Below are 17,590 nucleotides of genomic sequence, written 5' to 3' on the forward strand. Positions count from 1 at the left end.
CCGGTCCTACCCCATAGGAACCAGTACAGGTGATCCTTTGGGAACCAGTAGGGTGATCCATGTGATCCGGCCGGCGCGATCCCGCGACTCGACCGCGAACCGAGGGATCAGCCCATGCGCACCCGACACAGCAGCCGCCCGCTCCGGACCCTCGTCGCCGCCCTTACGGCCGCCGCCCTGCTGTCCTCCGGCTGCTCGGCCGACGCCTCCGCACCGCGCGCCGCGTCGCTGTCGAAGAAGGCCGTCCCCGCCGCCCTCAAGCCGTACTACGAGCAGACACTGAGCTGGCGCCCCTGCGGTGGCGCGGACTTCGAATGCGCCACGCTCAAGGCCCCGCTCGACTACGCGAGACCCGGCACCGGCCGGGATCTGAGGCTCGCGGTCTCCCGTGAGAAGGCCACCGGCACCGGCCGCCGCCTCGGCTCGCTCCTGGTGAACCCCGGCGGACCCGGCGGCTCCGCGGTCGGCTATCTGCAGAGCTTCGCGGCCATCGGCTACCCGGCCCGGGTGCGCGCCCGCTACGACATGGTGGCGATGGACCCGCGCGGCGTGGCCGGGAGCGAGCCCATCACCTGTCTGAGCGACAAGCAGATGGACGCCTTCACCCAGACCGACCAGACGCCCGACGACCGCGGCGAGACCGACCGCCTCGTCGCCGCCTACAAGAGGTTCGCCCGCGGCTGCGCGACCCGCTCCGGCCGGATCCTCGGCCATGTCTCGACGGTCGAGGCGGCACGCGACATGGATGTGCTGCGCGCCGCGCTCGGCGACCGGAAGCTGCATTACGTCGGCGCCTCCTACGGCACCTTCCTCGGTGCGACCTACGCCGACCTCTACCCCCGCCGCGTCGGCCGTCTCGTCCTCGACGGCGCGCTCGACCCGACGCTGTCCTCCCGGCGCGTCAACCGCGACCAGACCGCCGGTTTCGAAACCGCCTTCATCGCCTTCGCCAAGGACTGCGTGCGCCGCACCGGCTGCCCCCTCGGCACCGGCTCCGTGGCCGCCGCCCGCGAGCGGCTCGGCGCCTTCTTCGCCCGCCTCGACTCCCACCCGGCCCGCACCGGCGAGTCCCGCGCCCTGGGCGAGTCCCTCGCCACGATCGGCGTGATCTCCGCCATGTACGACGAGACCGCCTGGTCCCAGCTGCGCACCGCCCTCCGCTCCGCGATGGGCGGCCACGGCGGCGGTCTGCTCAACCTGGCCGACCTCTACTACGAGCGCGACACCGACGGTTCGTACGCCAACCTCATGTACGCCAACCCCGCCGTCAACTGCCTCGACCTCCCACCCGCCTTCCGCACCCCCGCCGAGGTCAAGAAGGCCGTCCCCGACTTCCAGAAGGCGTCCCCCGTCTTCGGTAAGGCCCTCGCCTGGGCGGCCCTGAACTGCGCCTACTGGCCCGTCCACCCGACCGGCACCGCTCACCCCCTGCACGCCAGGGGCGCCGACCCCATCGTCGTCGTCGGCACCACCCGCGACCCGGCCACCCCCTACCCCTGGGCCCGCGCCCTCGCCGGCCAGCTCTCCTCCGCCACCCTCCTCACCTACGACGGTGACGGCCATACGGCCTACGGCCGGGGCAGCGGCTGCATCGACAACGCGATCAACACCTACCTCCTCACCGGCCGCCCACCCGCCCCCCACACCCGCTGCCACTGACCAGCCCCGCCCCAGCCCAGGCCCCACCCGGGCCCGTACGGAGCACCCCTCGAAACTGTGTAGACTTGGCGACGCTGCTGCTGCCAATCTGGCTACGCGGCATGCCGCCTTAGCTCAGTCGGCCAGAGCGACGCACTCGTAATGCGTAGGTCAAGGGTTCGATTCCCTTAGGCGGCTCCACTGGAACCCCAGCCCGGACAGTGTCCGAGCTGGGGTTCTTTGCATCAGCGGATGCGTCGGCGACGCCGTGCGCGGGCCGCGCGGCTGTCTGTGGTGCCGAGAACCCGAGAGCCCCCGCCCGGACACAGTCCGGGCGGGGGCTCTCGGGTTCTCGGGGGTCAGGCGTTGATGGGGGGCTTGGCGGACCAGGCGGTCAGGGAGAGGGTGCTGTTGTCGAGGTCGTGGTTGAAGGCGACCGTGCTGTGGGAGTTGCTGCCCGTCGGGGAGATCTGCAGGTACTTCGCGTGGGCGGTCCCGGCGCCGGTGGTGGTCCACACCAGGTCGGCCCAGGCGCTCTTGCCCGGGGCGAGGGTGATCGGGTGGGCGCCCGGGTCGGTGGCGAAGTAGGTGCTTCCGTGGCGGGCGTTGGTCTTGATGGCGGTGTGGCCGGCGCCCTCCAGGGCGACCCCGGCGTAGCCGCTGATGACGCAGGTCTCGTCGCCGGTGTTCGTCACCTTCAGGAAGGTGCCCCGGTGGTTCATCTCCGCCTGGGAGGTGCCGGCGGAGTCCAGGGTCGCCCGCAGCGTGCCCGGCTGGCATTCGGAGGTCGCCTGGGCCTTGTCGGCGCCCGAACCCAGGGCTGTTGCCTGCTTGCCGGTCTGCTTGCCGGTCTGGCTGCCCGCCTGGCTGTGGATCGAGGCGTCCGACTGGGACGACTTCGCGGAGGACGACGCGTGGGAGGAGGAGCTCCCCTTGGCGTCGGACGAGGAGTCATTGCTCCCGCAGGCGGTGAGGGCGACGGCCGAGGCGGCGGCGATCAGCGCGGCCGCACCGGCCTTACGGATACGGCGGTTGAGAATGTGGTGCGACATGACGACCCCCATGGGCTTTCGGTTTGTGCGGTTCCTGCTCACGCACCATCCATGGTGTCGGCCGCCGCTGGCGTTCCCTTAACGGTCGTTGCCGATCCGCTAACGCATGGCTAACGCCCGCCGTCAGCGCTCCGGTGGGGTCCAGTCGGCCACGAGGTCCAGCAGGCCGGGGAAGCGGGCGTCGAGGTCGGCGATGCGGACGTGGCTGCGGCGCTCCAGGCCGTATTGGCGCTGGCGGGTGATGCCTGCCTCGCGGAGGGCCTTGAAGTGGTGGGTGAGGGAGGACTTGGGGCGGTCGAGGCCGAACCAGCCGCAGGTGTGATCGAACTTCTCCGATTCGAGGAGGAGTTTGCGCACGATGCGGAGGCGGAGCGGGTCGCTCAGCGCCGCCAGGACCGTCTCCAGGCGGATGTCCGCCACGGCCGGCTCCGGGAGCGGGGGCGGGAGATCGGGGGGTTCGGGGAGTGCCTTGATGGCGGGGCGTCCGTTTTCGGCGGTCCGGGGGGTCATGGCTGGGTCCTGTGGGTCCTCGGTGCGCGGCTCTTTGTACGAGTCCAATCGTACTGCATGCTATGTTCGACTCAAGTCGTACTGAGTGTTCATCGGGAGGAGCTGTCGTGTTCGGGAGTCGGGCGGGGGTGGTCCCGGGTGTGCGGGAGGCCGGCGGAGGGGCGGGCGGCGTCGCCACCCGGTGGGTGTGGACCGCCGCGTGGCCGGTGACCGCGGTGTTCGTGCTCTCGAACGCGGCCACGCCGCTGTATGTGCGGTGGCAGCGCGAGATCGGGTTCTCCAAGGGCACCCTGACGGTGATCTTCGCCTGCTACATCGTCGGGCTGCTCGGCTCGCTGCTGGTCTCGGGCGTGGTGTCGGACCGGGTGGGGCGGAAGCCCGTACTGCTGCCCGCGCTCGGGCTCGCGCTGGCGGCGTGCGCGATCTTCGCGAGTGCGTCGAGCGTGGCGGCGCTGATCGTGGCGCGGCTGTTCAGCGGGGTCGCGGTCGGCGCCGTCGTCTCCGCCGGAATGGCGGCGGTGACCGATGTGGCCGGGCCGGGGCGACGGCGGCTGGCGGCGCTGCTCGCCTCGTGCGCGATGGTGTTCGGGGCCGGGCTTGGGCCGTTGCTCGCGGGGGTGCTGGGCGAGGGGGTGTTCGCCCTGGAGGCGGTGCTGCTGGTGGCGGCGGTCCTGGTCGTGGTGCGGATGCCGTTGGGTGGTTCCTCCGGTGCGTCCGCACAGGCCGCGCCCACGAGCGGCGCCTGGGTGCGGATTCCCGGGGTGCCTCGGGGGAGCGGCGGGGAACTCCTCATGGGAATCGCCGTCTTCGCGCCCGGGATCACCGCCACCTCCTTCGTGCTCTCCCTCGGACCGTCGCTGCTCTCCGGGTTGCTGGACACCACCAGCCCGGTGGTCGCGGGGGCCATGGCCTTCGTGATGTTCCTCACCGCGACCGGTGCGCAGTTCGTGGTCCAGCGGCTGGATCGGCGGACGATCCTCCTCGCCGGCGCGGTCAGTACGACGCTCGGCATGGGCGCGCTCATCGCCGCCGTCCGCGCCTCCTCCGTGCCGCTGCTCGTCGCCGCCGCGCTGCTCGCCGGGGCGGGACAGGGGATGGGGCAGCTCGGCGGGTTGTCGCTGCTCAACTCCAGCGTTCCGCCGAGCCGGCTGGCGGAGGCCAACGCGGCGTTCAACGTCGGCGGCTATGTGCCCGCGGGCGTACTGCCGGTAACGGCGGGTTATCTCAGCGACGCGGTGGGGCTCACGGCGGGGGCGACCGTCTTCGGGGCCGTGCTCATGGCGTTGGCCCTCGTCGGGGGCCTGGTGGTCCGCACCGGCCCGTCGGCTGTCGAAAGGAAAGAGGCATGAGGGCATGGAGGGTGGGTAGACGGGACCCCAATCAGCCTATGCATGCAGCCGATACAGGGAGTGCGACGGTGAACGACACGGCACCCGCGACGATGTCGATGCTGACAGCAGCGGAAGCTGAGCAGGCACATGACGTTCGCGTAAGTGACAAGGCACTGAATGGAGTTGAGACCTCCGGTCCCGTCGACCTGCCCACGGTGGACGATCCGGCGAAGGTGGCGCCCAAGGACGCGCGGGCGCTGACCAAGACGTTCCTGGACCGGCTGACGGAGCTGGAGGAGGGGACGCACGAGTACCAGTACGTGCGGAACACCCTCATCGAGCTCAACCTGTCGCTGGTCCGGTACGCCGCCCGGCGGTTCCACAACCGCTCGGTGGAGATGGAGGACATCGTCCAGGTCGGCACCATAGGGCTGATCAAGGCGATCGACCGGTTCGACCTGAGCCGCGAGGTGGAGTTCACCACCTTCGCCGTTCCGTACATCGTCGGCGAGATCAAGCGGTTCTTCCGCGACACCAGCTGGGCGGTGCATGTCCCCCGCCGGCTCCAGGAGTTGCGGATCGACCTCGCCAAGGCGAACGAGGAACTGTTCCAGCGGCTGGACCGGTCGCCCACCACGGCCGAGCTCGCGGAGCATCTGCGGCTGAGCGAGGACGAGGTCGTCGACGGACTGGTGGCCAGCAACGGCTATCTCACCACCTCGCTGGACGCGCCCGCGGACCAGGAGGGCGGCGCCGCGCGCGTGACCACGTACGCGGACCGGTTCGGCGACGTCGACCCGGCCATGGAGGCCGTGGAGAACCTGCAAGCGCTCAAGCCGCTGGTGGAGCAGCTCGGTGAGCGGGATCGCCGCATCCTGCAGATGCGGTTCGGCGAGGAGATGACGCAGTCGGAGATCGGCGCCGAGCTCGGCGTCTCCCAGATGCATGTCTCCCGGTTGCTCAGCCGTGCGCTCGGCAGGCTGCGGCGCGGAATGCTCACGGAGGAGTAAGCCCGCGTAAGTGTGCGAAGGGCACTGCCGCCGCGCTGCCGATCACAACACTGCTGATCACAACGCTGCTGATCACAACAGAACGCGACCGAAGGGGCCCGGTCGGAGAATTCTCCGGCCGGGCCCCTTCGGTCATGCGTTGTGGTTCATCTGTGCCGTCTTCGGGTCACCAGCGGTACCACCGTCCTCGCCGCCCGCCGACCGTCGGTCGGGCGATGAAGCCGATCAGCCAGACAGCGAGCACGATGACCGCGATCCACCACAGGGCCTTCAGGGCGAATCCGGCGCCGAAGAGCAGTAGAGCGAGAAGAAGAACGACAAGCAGGGGAACCATGATTACCAACCTCCTCGCCGCGCCGAGTACCCCTTCGGGAATCCGGCACACCTGATCAATTCATGCTGTTTCGAACACGCGGTTACTCCTGGTGGCCGGGTGGCGTGGCGTCCCACGGTGAGCGGAGGCAGGCTGGAGGGGCAGAGGTCAGAGGGTGATACGTCATGATCCAGCCAGCCGATATCCGTGAGTGGCGCGACCGGGATGTCGTCGATGAGCAGGGCCGCAAGATCGGGGTGCTCGAGGCGATCTACGTGGCCACGTCCACCGACGAACCCGCCATGGCCACCGTCCGCACCGGACTGCCCACCCGCCACCGTCTGGTGTTCGTCCCCGTGGACGACGCGGTGGTCGGGCCGGGCTATGTGCGGGTCTCCTACGCACGGTCGCTGGTGAAGAAGGCGCCCTCGCTCGGCATGGACGATGTGCTGCCCGCGGAGCAGGAGGGGGCGATCTTCCAGCACTACGGGAAGACGTACCAGTCGGGTCCGGGCGGCGGGCGGCAGCTCGCGCGCCGTTGATGGCCGAGGACGCTTGACGATCGAGGAGAGGTGTCGGCCGTGGCGCTCTTCCTGTTCCTGGTGATCGTGGCCATCGTGCTCGGCCTCATCGGCTGGGTGGTGCACGGGCTGGGCTATCTGCTGATCATCGGTGCGGTGGTGCTGGTGGTCGACATCGTCTTCGGGCTGGTGCGGCTGGCGCGGAGGCCCCGGCGGCGCCGGATCCGATGACGGGACGCGCCGGGGCCCGCGTCCCCTTCGGGGCGCATGCCGTCCCGTACGCCCCCGGCACGCTCCGGCCCACCGGCGATCCGGCGGTGGCCGACCGGCGGGTCCTGGACCACTACGGGCTCTGGAAGGCGTCCTTCCTGCGGTCGGGAGACGAGGCGGGCGGCCGGGGCCGGTGCGCGGTGTTCACCCCCGACGCGGCGCACCCCTACGTGGCCGAGGCCCAGGGCTACGGACTGGTGATCACCGCGCTGATGGCGGGCGCCGACCCCGATGCCCACGCCCTCTTCGACGGCATCCTCCGGCATGTCCTGGCCCACCCCTCCGTGAACCACCCCGATCTGCACGCCGCCCAGCAGGACGCCGACGGCCGGGACGTCGGCGGACGGGACTCGGCGACCGACGGCGACCTCGACATCGCGTACGGGCTGCTGCTCGCGGACCGTCAGTGGGGCAGCGGCCCCGGCGGCCCCGGTGGCCGTGGCTCCGGTGGCCATGACGAGCACGACCGCTACGACCACTACGACTACGAGGCGCTCGCGGTACGGCGGATCGACGCCGTCATGGAGTGCGAGGTGCACCCCACCACCCGGCTGACCAAGCTCGGCGACTGGTCCTCGGGCCGCTTTGACGAGGTCTCCCGTACGTCGGACTGGATGCCGGACCACTTCCGGGCGTTCCGGGCGGCCACCGGCGATCCGCGGTGGGACCAGGTGCTGGACGCGCAGCTGTCGCTGGCCGGGGCGCTGCGCGCCCGCCATGCCCCGGCCACCGGGCTGCTCCCCGACTTCGTCGTGGACACCACGTCCGGCGAGCCGGGGCCCGCGCCGGGGCAGGTCCTGGAGAGCCCGCACGACGGCGACTACCACTGGAACGCCTGCCGCGTCCCCTGGCGGTTCGGCGCCGACGCGGTGACCAGCGGCGACGCACGCACCCGGGCGGCCGCGCGGGACCTCAGCCGCTGGGCGAGGACGGCGACGGGCGGTGATCCCGGGCGGATCCGGAGCGGATACCGGCTCGACGGCACGGCCTATGGGGACCCGGGCTCGCCCGCCTTCTTCGCGCCCTTCGCGGTCGCCGCGCTGACGGAGGGCGAGGGCCACGAAGCGGCCGGGGCGGCGCAGCGCTGGCTGGACGCGCTGTGGGCGCGGATGTGCGCCGCCCCGCCCGATCCGGCCCGCGCCTACGCGGCGGGGGTGGGGCTCCAGTCGATGCTGGTGGTCAGCCACAACTACTGGGTGCCGTAGGCGCGACCGCCGTCTGGCACAGCGACTCCAGGGCGTCCCGCGCCGGGCAGTCGGGCAGCGCGGACAGGGCGGCGCGGGCGGCGTCGACCTGACGGGCGGTCTCCTCGCGGGCCCGGTCCAGGACCGGATGAGTGCGCAGCCGCGCCACCGCCTCCGTGTGCCCCGCCCGCTCGGCGGGCCCGGTGAGCAGCTCGTACAGCTCCCGGTCGGCGGCATCCTCGGCCCCCGCCAGCAGCAGGACGGGCAGGGTGGGGCGGCGGGCGGCGGGGGTCGCCACCTCGTCGGCGAGATGGCTCGCCACGCCCAGCCGTTCGCCGTACCGCGCGAGGGCGTCCGCGACGCCCGGGTCCGCCCCCGAGGCCAGCGCGCCCAGCCGTCCGGAGACGGCGGTCAGCGAGCCGGTCCGGCTCGCCAGCACGTCCAGATGGTGCTCGACGGGGTCGCGGCCGGCGCGCGGTCCGGTCGTCTCCAGGATCTGGCCGGTGACCTGGCGCCGGAACGCCTGGGCCTGGATCCGTACGGCCTCCGGCCCCAGGTCGGCCAGGAGGTGCGAGGCGCGGGCGAAGAGGAAGTCGCCGGTGAGCACCGCCACCGTGTTGTCCCAGTTGGCGTCCGGGCGCGGGGCGTCGCGCCGTACGGCCGCCTCGTCCCGGACGCCGTCGTGGTAGTGGGTGGCCAGATGGGTCAGTTCGACGACCACGGCGGCGGGCACCACGCCCGGTGCGCCGGGGTCGCCGAACCGCGCCGCCAGCAGCACCAGCAGCGGCCGGAGCCGTCGCCCGGCCGTGCGCGTCAGCTCCCGCGCGGCCTCGGTGATGAACGGCACATCGCTCTTGGTGGCCCGCAACAGGCCCTCTTCCACCGCCGCTTGGCCGGCCCGGAGGCCGTCCACCAGCGCGTGGTCCCGCACGGTCGGCTGCATGGACAGAAATGTCTCATATGTCGTCAGTGGCGGGCCTGAGTGCGTGTCGTCGGTGAGTGGTTTCAGGACGGGTCGTCAGCGGGGGGCTCGGGGCGGCGGATCAGGAATCCGGCGCGGCCGGGATCCTGGCCCGGATGCGGCTTCCCTGCCCGGGGCGGCTGTCCACGTTCAGCGTGCCGCCCACCTCACGGGCCCGCTCCCGCATGGAGAGCAGCCCGAGATGGCCGGGGAAGGAGCCCTTGCAGTCGAAGCCCACGCCGTCGTCGGCGACCGTCAGGGTCACCGCGCCCGGTTCGTTGAGCAGATGGAGCCGTACGTTCCGGGCCTGCGAATGCTTGGCGACGTTGTGCAGCGACTCCTGGGCGATCCGGTACAGGGCGTGCTTGGCCTCCGGTGTGGTCTCCGGTTCGGCGTCCAGCTTCGCCTCGGTGGCGATTCCGTACCGGGCCCGGAGCGCCTCGACATGCTGGGTGAGCGCGGCCACCAGGCCCTCGGTCTCCAGCGATTCGGGCCGCAGCCGGCAGAGCAGGGTCCGGGTCTCGGCGATCGCGGCGTCCGCGAGCCGCCGGATGTACTCGATGGGCTCGGCGAGTTCGGCCAGCTCGGCGAGGTCCACGACCTCCCCGGCGGTCTGGTGCCCCGCCACCGGCTCGACCCGACCCGGCGCTTCGGCGTGTCCCGGAGCTTCGGCGTGTCCCGGTACTTCGGCGTGTCCCGGTACTTCCGCGTGACCCGGTGCTTCCGCGTGTCCCGGCGCTTTGGTCCGGCCTTCCACCGGCTCCGCGCTGTCGATGTCGCGCTCCAGCATCTCGCGGGCGGTACGGGCGCCCAGCGCGATGCCGTAGAGCGCCTGTGAGACCGAGTCGTGGAGCTCGCGCGAGATGCGATGCCGCTCCTCGTGGACGGCCCTCTCCTGGGTGGCCGCCCGCTGCCGGTCGTTCTCCACCGCGCAGGACGCATGCCCCGCGATCACCTCCAGGAGGGTGAGGTCCGCCTCGCCGGGGTCGCGGCCGGGCGGGAAGTGACAGCACATCGCGCCGATCGCGGTGGATTCGCGCAGCAGCGGCCAGGCGGCCACCGCGCCCCGCGCCGGGCCCTCGCCGTCCGCGCCGGTACGGCCGCCGCCGTGGATGACGGGCGCGGCCCCGCCGATCGCCTCCAGCGCCGGTTTCCGTGACGGCGGGGTGTGCCCGTGGCCGCCGCCGACCAGGCGCAGATTCGCCGACGGGCCGGGCTCCAGCAGATAGACCGTGCAGCTCGCGGCGCCGGTACGGGCCACCGCGCCCGCGGCCAGGGAGTCCAGGGTGCGCCGTACGCAGGCACCGGAGGAACGGGGGAACGCCGACGGGCCGGACGAGCCCCAAGGAGAACCCGAGGGCAGGGCGGTCCGCGAAGCCCCAGCGGCCGCCGAGGCCCCGGCGAACCCGGCGGCCCCGGCGAACCCCGAAGCCTTCGAAGCCTTCGTGGGCCCCACGGCTCCCGAACCCTCCAACGGCCCCGAAGGATCCGGCAGCCCCGAAGACCCCGAAGACCCCAAGGACGCGCCCCCGGAACCGTTGGTGCCCGGCCCGGCCGCCGCCGACGCCAGCCGCCGCAGATGCTCCCGGTGCCGGATCTGGGCGACCGCGTGGCCCGCGGCCGCCGCGAAGAGCCCCACGGTGCTCACATCGGCGTGGGTGAGCCGGCGCCCGCCGCCGCGGTTCGCCACCTCGATCACCCCCACCGGGTGGCCGCGCACCAGCAGCGGCGCGTCCAGCACCGAGGCCGGGACCGCGTGCCGGGGGTCCCGGCCGCGCCGCCGCGCCCGCCGTCCGTCGCCGGTGACGGGCCGCCGGTCGTCGCCGGAGACCGCGGGCCGTCCGGCCCGGATCGCCTGGCGGGCCGGGGAGGAGCCGCCGGGCGTCAGCGGACCGCTCGGCGCGGTCCACGGGGCACCGTCGGTGGCCCGTATCGTCAGGACGTCGCCCGGCTCCAGCACCATCACCCGGGCCATATCGGCGCCCAGCAGCTCCCGCACCCGGCGGGCGATCAGCCGGAGCGTGGCGTCGGCGGTCTCGCCCGCCAGGATGTGTTGAGTGACCTCGGCGAGCGCGGTGGCGCTCCGCCGTCGCCGGGTCGGGGTCCACCGAGTCGGGGCCCATCGTGTACTGATCACGCCGACCACCACTGCTCCCTCGTCGTCGACTCCACTGTTTCCGGAGGAGTGAGTTCACCCGCGGGCACCAGGCCGGACTGCACCGCGTAGACCGCCGCCTGGGTCCGGCTGTGCACTCCGAGCTTGGTCAGGATGTGGCTCACATACGTCTTCACCGTCTGCTGGCCGATCCGCAGATCGTGGGCGATCTCCTTGTTGGCCTTGCCGCGCGCGAGCATGGTCAGCACCTCGGTCTCCCGCTCGGTGAGCTGCTCCGGGCCGCTGGGCTCCCTGACCTGGCCCATCAGCCGGGAGATCGCGGCGGGGGAGACATGGATCTGGCCCGCGGCCGCGGCCTTCACCGCGTTGCGGAGGTCGTCGGCCTCGGCGTTCTTCAACAGGAAGCCGATGGCCCCCGCCCGGACCGCGCCCATGACCATGGCGTCGTCGAGGGAGCTGGTCAGCGCCACCACCTCGACCTCGGGGAGGTCCTGGCGGATCTCCGCCGTGGCGGACACGCCGTCCATCACCGGCATCAGCAGATCCATCAGGACGACGTCGGGGCACAGCTCCCGGGCCAGCCGCACGGCTTCCCGGCCGTTGGTCGTCTCGCCGACCACCTTGATGTCGTTGTCGAGGCCAAGGATCATGCGCAGGCCCTGCCGGACCACCGCATGGTCGTCTGCGATCAGCACGCGAAGCGCCACTTGGTTCACCTGCCCATGGAGTACCCCGCCGCACGGGCGGAGACATACGCGGAAACGGTCGCGATCAGCGGTTCGAAGAGCGGGAGGGCCAGCAGGACGAGGACGCCCGCCGCCCATCCGCCCAGGACGTCACTCACCCAGTGGGTGCCCAGATAGACGGTGGTCAGACCGATGCCGACGGCCATCACACCGGCGACCAGCGCGCCCGTCCGCCGGTGGCGACCGGCGAGATAGGCGAGGGTGCCCCAGACGACGACGGCGTTGGCGGTGTGACCGGAGGGGAAGACCATGCCGCCGTGGAAGAGCTCGGCGGACCCGGGGGTCCGGGCCTCGTACGGGCCCAGCCGCCCGGTGAGGATCTTGACGGCGCCGACACTCGCGTTGAGCAGCAGCAGCGCCACGGCCAGGACCAGCGGCGGACGGAGGCTCCGGGTCCGGACGCCCCGCCAGACGGCCCAGGCCAGGGCGGCCAGGGCGGTGGGGCCGCGCTGGCCCGCGATGACGAAGGCGTCCAGCACCGGCCGGGCCCCCGGCCACTGTGCGTACGGCTTGAACAGGGCCACCTGCCAGTCGAACCGGACGAGCTGCGAGCCGGTGAGGACGGCCGTGAGGATCGCCGCGTAACAGGCGGCGGCCCCCAGGAAGGCGATCGTGCGCCCGCGGCTCAGCGGGCTCAGCGGGCATCGGATCCGTCCAGGGACTCGCATGAGGAGGGAACCCGTCTCGGTAGCTCCGCGATTCCATCCGAAGGGGGACTTTCTGCCCCATTTGGCCCCGGCCGCCCCGCCCCAGGTGGTCCCGCCCCCAGGTGGCCCCGCCCCCAGGCGGCCTCGCCCCCAGGCGGCCTCGCCCCCAGGTGGCCCCGCCCCAGGTGGCCTCGCCCCCATCCGTACGGGCGCATCCAGGTGAACCCGTACGGCGAAACGCCAAACGGCCGCCGTACGGCGAAACGCAAACGCCCCCCGTACGGCGAAACGCAAATGGCCCCCGTACGGCGAAACGCAAATGGCCCCCGTACGGCGAAACGCAAATGGCCCCCGCACCAGCGGGGGGCCACCGCCGTACCGAAGGCGGACACGGGTCAGATCAGCCCGTCGCTCACTCCTCTCAGCCCGTCGCTCACTCCTCCGGCCCCTCCGGCTGCGCGGGCTTGAAGCCGAATTCGGCGGCCTTCGCGACCGCCTCCAGCTGCGAGCGCGCCTCCAGCTTCTCCAGGATCCTGCGCACATGGGTGCGCACGGTGGCGTAGCTGATGCTCAGCCGCTCCGCGACGGCCCGGTTGTCCAGGCCCTGGCTCATCAGCGTGAGGATCTCCTGCTCGCGCGGGGTCAGGCTCTCCAGGCGCTCGGTCTGCTCGGCGGTGGACCGCGCGTCCTCGCGGTGCCGGGCCAGCACCTCCACCAGCGTGCTGGCCGGGATGAGGGTCTCGCCCTCGGCGGCCGAGCGGATGGCGGACGCGATCTCGTCGCCGCTCGCCGACTTCAGCAGATAGCCGCAGGCACCCGCCTCCACGGCGGCCAGCAGCGCCGAGTCGCTGGCGTCGGCGCTGAGGATCACGATGGCGACGGACGGGTCATGGGCCCGGATGCCGCCGGCCGCGTCCGCCCCGGTGCCGTCGGGCAGCCGGAAGTCGACCAGCGCCACATCGGGCTTCAGCTCCTTGGCCATGGGCACGGTCTCGGCGACCGAGTCGGCCCAGCCGACCACCGTCAGATCCGAGTACTCGGCCAGCAGGGCCCACAGCCCCTCGGCCACCACCCGGTGGTCCTCGACGATCAGCACCTTCGTCAATTCGGGAGGTGCGGTCACGGCTGCGGGTCCTCTTCGGGGAAGTCGGGGGAGTCGGGGGAGTCGGAGGAGTCGGGGGTGGTGAGCGGGGCGTCCGGGGGAGTGCCGAGCGGCACCCAGAACTCCACGGTGGTGCCGGAGCCGGGTTCGCTCTCGATCCGGCACCAGCCGCCCGCGATCTGGGCCCGCTCCTGGATCAGCGAGAGCCCGAGATGACCGGGGCGGGACTCCACCTCGAGCGGGTTGTAGCCCTCGCCGTCGTCGACGATCCGCACCAGGCAGCCGTCGTCGAGCCCGAGCAACTGCACATGGACCGTCTTGGCGTGGGCGTGCTTGCGGACGTTCACCAGCGCTTCCTGGGCGGTCCGGTAGATCAGCGCCATCGTCTCGGCCGGGGGGTGGGCGGTGAGCCGGTCCTCCAGCCGGTAGGTGACACCGGTCTCGGTGCGCATCTGCTCCAGCAGGCCGCGCAGCGCCCCGGCCAGACAGCCGTGCTCCAGGCTGGACGGCCGCAGGTCGAAGATCAGCTGGCGCAGCCGGCTGAGCGAGAGCTTCAGGGTCTCGTCCAGCTTGTCCATCACCCGCTGCTCGTCCGGGTCCCGCAGCCGTCGGCGAAGCTGCTGGAGGCGGAGGCTGGCTGCGGTGATCACCTGGATGGTGTCGTCGTGGATGTCGGCGGCGATCCGGCCGCGCTCGGCCTCCTGGGCGTGCACCAGATGGCTGAGCAGCGCCTGGCGGTCGCGGTCGGTGACCTCCAGCAGCTCCAGGCTGCGCTCCAGGACGAACTGGGCGCGCTGCACCTCGGTGATGTCGCGGACGGTCAGGACGGTGAGCAGGCCCTCCTCCGTACGCAGCGGGCTGATGCTGACGTCGGCGGGGAACTGCTTGGTGTCGCTGCGCCGCCCGACCAGCTCCATGCTGTGGCCGACCGGCTCCTCCAGGCTGTCGTCCCATTCGCGCAGCGAGACGGTGAGCGGCTGGTCGGGCAGCAGCGCCTCCACGGCCCGGCCGATCAGATGGTCGCGGTCGTAGCCGAAGAGCGCCTCGGTGCGGTGGTTGGCCGCCTGGATCCGGCCGCCGGTGTCCACGATCAGCATCGCGTCCGGGGAGGACTCGATGAGCTGGCGGAACCGGCTCTCGGCCGCCCGAAGCTGGCTGAGGTCGGCGACGAAGACCACCCCGCGGGGCTGCCGGCCCTGTAGATGGCCGCCGCTGAACTGGGCGGGGAACTCGCTGCCGTCGCGGCGGCGGCCGCTCATCGCGGACGGTGTGGTGAAGACCCGGCCGATCAGCTGCTCGGAGGCGGTGCGGTAGCGCTCGGGGACGAGGTCCCGCAGCCGCTTGTCGCGCAGCTCCGCCGAGCCGTAGCCGAACATGTGCCGGATGTGGGCGTTGGCGTACTCGATCCGGCCGCGCGGGCCGACCACCAGCACTCCGCACGGCGCGTGGCCGAGCAGTTCCAGATACGAGTCCTCCAGGCGGTTGCCGACGAGGTCCTCGAACCGCCAGGAGGCGCGCTCGGCGCGGCGCAGCGGCTCGGCGCAGTCGGCGAGCAGCTCCGCGGACATGCTGAACTGATCGCGGGCGGCCCGGATGATCGCGTCGAGGATCTCCTCGGCGGGGGTGCCCTTGACCAGATAGCCGCTGGCCCCGACGGCGAGCATGTTCAGCACGGTCTCGCGTTCGCCGTGAGCGGACAGCGCCACCACCCGGGCCTCGGGAACCTGGTCGCGGATGGCCTGGACGCTGCTGGGGGCGTCGCCCCGGGGCATGTGCACATCCATGATCACGACCTGCGGGCGGTGGTCCACCGCCGCGCGTACGGCCTGCTCATGGTTGATGGCCAGGCCCACCAGCTCCAGGTCCGGGTGGGAGTCGATGAGGTCGGCGAGCGCCTCACGGACGGCTGGGTCGTCATCGGCCACCACAACGGCGATCCGGTTGTCGCCCATCGCTACCCACCTCCTTTGAGGACGGCGCCCTGCAGCTCGCGGGGCTCGAGTTCATCGCGCCGGCAGTGCGCCAGCGATGGCATGACCGCGGCCAGTGGCGCGACCAGCACGTTGTAGTGGCTTCCGATGCGGTCGCAGACGGCGACCGCGGCCGCGGCGTCCCAGACCGCGGCCCAGAAGGCCCAGTCGTGTTTCTTGTGGTTCCGCGCGGCGTCCAGGGCAGCCCGGCGCGCCACCGAGGCGGCGACCAGGATCCGGTACCGCTCCTCGGGCGTGGTGGTGCGGTGGACCACCGCCCAGCCCTCGGCGCGGGTCTGGCTGGACGTCTGCTTCCACAGATCGGCCACCCGGTCGATTTCCTCCGGGGAGAGGTCCTCGATGTGGGTCAGGAATTGTAGGACTCTTCGTGAGTTAGGGCCGAAAATTACGCTCATAGGACACTCCAGGACGCATGGTACATCTACGGAACTGGTGAGCCGCCCGGGTGAGCCGCCCCACGGCCGTCGGCGGCCGATCGCTCCCTGGAACGTGGGCCTGCTTCCCCGCCGCCTCCGCCGCTTCCCGCCGCTCTCCGGCGGGCGGCCCGGCCCGGCCCACGTTCTCCCTCGGCGCCACTCGCGGTCCCTAACCCCCGTGGCCCTGGGACATGTTGATGCTCGCCCTGGCGACGCCACCGCTCTTCTGGCCGACGAGCTGGAAGGACACACCGCTCTCATCCGCCGTGGTGATCTTGTACGAGCCCACGGCCGACGCCTTGCCCCGGCTGTCCACCTGGAAGGTCCCGATCTTGCGCTGGCCCTTCGAGCCCGAACCGGCGTAGGCGTCCACCGTCTCGCCCGGGGCGAACCCCGCGACATAGAAGCTGAGCGTGGTGCCCGCCCTGCCGCCGAAGGCGCTGGGCTCGGCGGACGGGGTGTACGGCAGTACGGTGAAGCCCGAGCGGACCACGGCCCGGCTCTGGTCGCCGATCGCCATCAGCGTCTGCCGCCCCTTGAGGCCGAACGGCACGTTGAACGCCACGTCGCGGATCTGGCCCATGGCGTTCGCCTGGGCGGTGAAGGCCGGCAGGCCGCCGGTGGAGTTGATATAGACCAGCACCCGCTCGCCGGGCGCGAACTTGTTGGCGGACAGCGTGATCCGCTGGCCGGCCTTGAGCGCGTACGGCTTGGACTTCATCGACGGGTACATGGCCAGCATCTGGAAGGGCGCGGTGGCCGTGGTCTTGCTGCGCTTGCCCACCAGGACCAGGGTGCTGGAGCCGGTCGGGGCCACGCCCACCTTGATCGCCGCCTGGCCGACGCTGCCGCTGCTGTCGGTGTGCAGCGTGGTGACGGGGATGCCGGTGGTCCGTCCCCAGAAGACGTCGATCGGCTCACCCGGGCGGAAGCCGCGGGCGGTGACCGTCACCACGTCGCCGGGTCGGCCCACCATCTTGTTGATCTTGGCGGTGCCGACGGCGCCACCGGTGATCACCTTGGCCTCCGCCGTCTTGCTGCTGCCGCGCTGCTGGGCGACCAGGGTGGCGGGCCGGTTGCCCGCGGTCTCGGGCATGGTGAACCGGGCGTAGATCGACCCGAACCGGTCCGAGCGCACGCTGCCGATGGCGCGGCCCTTGGTGTCCGTCTTCCGGGCCTTGAGCAGGATGTCCACGGTGGCCTTCTTGTCGAAGCCACCGCCCTCGACCGCGGCGCTGCCGCCGGGGGTGACCAGGCCCGGGTTGATCACGATGATCGGACCGGACGCCTGGGGGACCCGCTGATTGCCCAGCTTGATGGTCTTGGGCTGCTTGGGCGGGCGTATCTCCTGCTGCTGCCGGGAGTGGTGCTCCTTCTTCGGGGCGCTGCCGCCTCCGCTGCCGGTGGTGTCCAGGGCGCCTCCGAAGCCGCCGCGCGCGACCACCTGGACGAGCGATCCGACGATCGCGAAGACCACGAGTGCGAGCAGGGCGGTCTTCCAGGTGAGCTTTTTCTTCTTCTCACCGTGGGGGGTGTCCTCCTCGTCGAGGGTGTTTTCCTCGTCGGGGATTTCCTCCTCCTCGGGGGTTTCCTCTTCGTCGAGGATGTCCTCCTCGGGGGTGTCCTCCTCGTCGAGGGTGTTTTCCTCGTCGGGGATTTCCTCCTCCTCGGGGATTTCCTCTTCGTCGGGGATGTTCTCCTCGTTCTCGGGATCATCCGTGTCCTCCGGAACATCCCAGTCGTCGTCGTACTGAGGCATGGCCTTCACCTCCTCTTCCGATG

At 71.9% G+C, this 17,590-nt stretch carries 17 protein-coding genes and 1 tRNA gene; 7 read left to right on the forward strand and 11 right to left on the reverse strand.

Going from position 1 to position 17,590, the window contains the following annotated elements; genetic code table 11:
• Positions 1–114: 114 nt before the first annotated feature.
• Positions 115–1,659, forward strand: a complete 1,545-nt coding sequence (locus NP777_RS22030; RefSeq protein WP_256651893.1) for an alpha/beta hydrolase — start codon at positions 115–117, stop codon at positions 1,657–1,659.
• Between the two features lie 103 nt (positions 1,660–1,762).
• Positions 1,763–1,839, forward strand: a tRNA-Thr gene (locus NP777_RS22035).
• Between the two features lie 158 nt (positions 1,840–1,997).
• Here NP777_RS22035 and NP777_RS22040 read toward each other — a convergent pair.
• Together NP777_RS22040 and NP777_RS22045 are read right to left on the reverse strand one after the other, a co-directional pair.
• Complete coding sequence (locus NP777_RS22040; protein WP_256651894.1) at positions 1,998–2,690, reverse strand: DUF4232 domain-containing protein; 693 nt, start codon at positions 2,688–2,690, stop codon at positions 1,998–2,000.
• Between the two features lie 123 nt (positions 2,691–2,813).
• Positions 2,814–3,200, reverse strand: a complete 387-nt coding sequence (locus NP777_RS22045; protein ID WP_256651895.1) for an ArsR/SmtB family transcription factor — start codon at positions 3,198–3,200, stop codon at positions 2,814–2,816.
• Positions 3,201–3,328: 128 nt separating this feature from the next.
• Here NP777_RS22045 and NP777_RS22050 point away from each other — a divergent pair, with 128 nt between their 5' ends.
• Positions 3,329–4,549: an MFS transporter gene (locus NP777_RS22050; protein ID WP_256651991.1), complete on the forward strand. Its 1,221-nt coding sequence runs from the start codon at positions 3,329–3,331 to the stop codon at positions 4,547–4,549.
• Between the two features lie 92 nt (positions 4,550–4,641).
• Positions 4,642–5,541, forward strand: coding sequence for an RNA polymerase sigma factor SigF (locus NP777_RS22055; RefSeq protein WP_305890020.1), 900 nt, complete (start codon positions 4,642–4,644; stop codon positions 5,539–5,541).
• 166 nt (positions 5,542–5,707) lie between these two features.
• Here the strand turns inward: NP777_RS22055 and NP777_RS22060 are convergent, their stop codons facing one another.
• Positions 5,708–5,875, reverse strand: a complete 168-nt coding sequence (locus NP777_RS22060) for a hypothetical protein (RefSeq protein WP_020870302.1) — start codon at positions 5,873–5,875, stop codon at positions 5,708–5,710.
• A 164-nt stretch (positions 5,876–6,039) separates the two neighbouring features.
• On the opposite strand from NP777_RS22060, the gene NP777_RS22065 reads away from it, so the two are divergent.
• Genes NP777_RS22065 through NP777_RS22075 form a run of 3 tightly spaced genes read left to right on the forward strand, consistent with a single transcriptional unit; the run spans position 6,040 to position 7,850 of the window.
• Complete coding sequence (locus NP777_RS22065; protein ID WP_256651897.1) at positions 6,040–6,396, forward strand: PRC-barrel domain-containing protein; 357 nt, start codon at positions 6,040–6,042, stop codon at positions 6,394–6,396.
• 39 nt (positions 6,397–6,435) lie between these two features.
• Positions 6,436–6,606, forward strand: coding sequence for a hypothetical protein (locus NP777_RS22070; RefSeq protein ID WP_256651898.1), 171 nt, complete (start codon positions 6,436–6,438; stop codon positions 6,604–6,606).
• Positions 6,603–7,850, forward strand: a complete 1,248-nt coding sequence (locus tag NP777_RS22075) for a glycosyl hydrolase family 8 (RefSeq protein WP_256651899.1) — start codon at positions 6,603–6,605, stop codon at positions 7,848–7,850. The genes NP777_RS22070 and NP777_RS22075 overlap by 4 nt, the downstream gene beginning before the upstream one ends.
• Here the strand turns inward: NP777_RS22075 and NP777_RS22080 are convergent.
• From NP777_RS22080 to NP777_RS22115, 8 genes are all read right to left on the reverse strand, one after another.
• Positions 7,825–8,772: a polyprenyl synthetase family protein gene (locus NP777_RS22080; RefSeq protein ID WP_256651900.1), complete on the reverse strand. Its 948-nt coding sequence runs from the start codon at positions 8,770–8,772 to the stop codon at positions 7,825–7,827. The two genes, NP777_RS22075 and NP777_RS22080, sit on opposite strands and share 26 nt — an antisense overlap.
• 100 nt (positions 8,773–8,872) lie before the next feature.
• Positions 8,873–10,927: a GAF domain-containing protein gene (locus NP777_RS22085; protein WP_256651901.1), complete on the reverse strand. Its 2,055-nt coding sequence runs from the start codon at positions 10,925–10,927 to the stop codon at positions 8,873–8,875.
• On the reverse strand, positions 10,924–11,613 hold the full coding sequence (locus NP777_RS22090) for a response regulator (protein WP_256651902.1): 690 nt from the start codon (positions 11,611–11,613) through the stop codon (positions 10,924–10,926). The genes NP777_RS22085 and NP777_RS22090 overlap by 4 nt, the downstream gene beginning before the upstream one ends.
• Before the next feature lie 5 nt (positions 11,614–11,618).
• Positions 11,619–12,320 (reverse strand): phosphatase PAP2 family protein, encoded by a 702-nt coding sequence (locus NP777_RS22095; protein ID WP_391858549.1) that lies wholly within the window; start codon positions 12,318–12,320, stop codon positions 11,619–11,621.
• A gap of 412 nt (positions 12,321–12,732) precedes the next feature.
• Positions 12,733–13,422, reverse strand: coding sequence for a response regulator (locus tag NP777_RS22100; protein WP_256651903.1), 690 nt, complete (start codon positions 13,420–13,422; stop codon positions 12,733–12,735).
• The gene (locus NP777_RS22105; RefSeq protein WP_256651904.1) at positions 13,419–15,353 is read right to left on the reverse strand and encodes a PAS domain S-box protein; all 1,935 of its coding nucleotides are present in this window, start codon (positions 15,351–15,353) and stop codon (positions 13,419–13,421) included. The genes NP777_RS22100 and NP777_RS22105 overlap by 4 nt, the downstream gene beginning before the upstream one ends.
• Before the next feature lie 2 nt (positions 15,354–15,355).
• A complete protein-coding gene (locus NP777_RS22110) occupies positions 15,356–15,787 on the reverse strand; it encodes a hypothetical protein (protein ID WP_256651905.1) in 432 nt (143 codons plus the stop codon).
• Positions 15,788–15,977: 190 nt separating this feature from the next.
• Positions 15,978–17,567: a hypothetical protein gene (locus NP777_RS22115; protein WP_256651906.1), complete on the reverse strand. Its 1,590-nt coding sequence runs from the start codon at positions 17,565–17,567 to the stop codon at positions 15,978–15,980.
• Between the last annotated feature and the right edge of the window lie 23 nt (positions 17,568–17,590).

The organism is Streptomyces rugosispiralis, assembly GCF_024505145.1.
Classification (GTDB): domain Bacteria; phylum Actinomycetota; class Actinomycetes; order Streptomycetales; family Streptomycetaceae; genus Streptomyces; species Streptomyces rugosispiralis.

Bases quoted from the DNA above. Each gene is read 5' to 3' on its own strand.
- NP777_RS22030 (WP_256651893.1), top strand. From the start codon at position 115: ATGCGCACCCGACACAGCAGCCGCCCGCTCCGGACCCTCGTCGCCGCC.
- NP777_RS22040 (WP_256651894.1), bottom strand. From the start codon at position 2,690: ATGTCGCACCACATTCTCAACCGCCGTATCCGTAAGGCCGGTGCGGCC.
- NP777_RS22045 (WP_256651895.1), bottom strand. From the start codon at position 3,200: ATGACCCCCCGGACCGCCGAAAACGGACGCCCCGCCATCAAGGCACTC.
- NP777_RS22055 (WP_305890020.1), top strand. From the start codon at position 4,642: ATGTCGATGCTGACAGCAGCGGAAGCTGAGCAGGCACATGACGTTCGC.
- NP777_RS22060 (WP_020870302.1), bottom strand. From the start codon at position 5,875: ATGGTTCCCCTGCTTGTCGTTCTTCTTCTCGCTCTACTGCTCTTCGGC.
- NP777_RS22065 (WP_256651897.1), top strand. From the start codon at position 6,040: ATGATCCAGCCAGCCGATATCCGTGAGTGGCGCGACCGGGATGTCGTC.
- NP777_RS22075 (WP_256651899.1), top strand. From the start codon at position 6,603: ATGACGGGACGCGCCGGGGCCCGCGTCCCCTTCGGGGCGCATGCCGTC.
- NP777_RS22080 (WP_256651900.1), bottom strand. From the start codon at position 8,772: ATGCAGCCGACCGTGCGGGACCACGCGCTGGTGGACGGCCTCCGGGCC.
- NP777_RS22095 (WP_391858549.1), bottom strand. From the start codon at position 12,320: ATGCGAGTCCCTGGACGGATCCGATGCCCGCTGAGCCCGCTGAGCCGC.
- NP777_RS22105 (WP_256651904.1), bottom strand. From the start codon at position 15,353: ATGGGCGACAACCGGATCGCCGTTGTGGTGGCCGATGACGACCCAGCC.
- NP777_RS22110 (WP_256651905.1), bottom strand. From the start codon at position 15,787: ATGAGCGTAATTTTCGGCCCTAACTCACGAAGAGTCCTACAATTCCTG.
- NP777_RS22115 (WP_256651906.1), bottom strand. From the start codon at position 17,567: ATGCCTCAGTACGACGACGACTGGGATGTTCCGGAGGACACGGATGAT.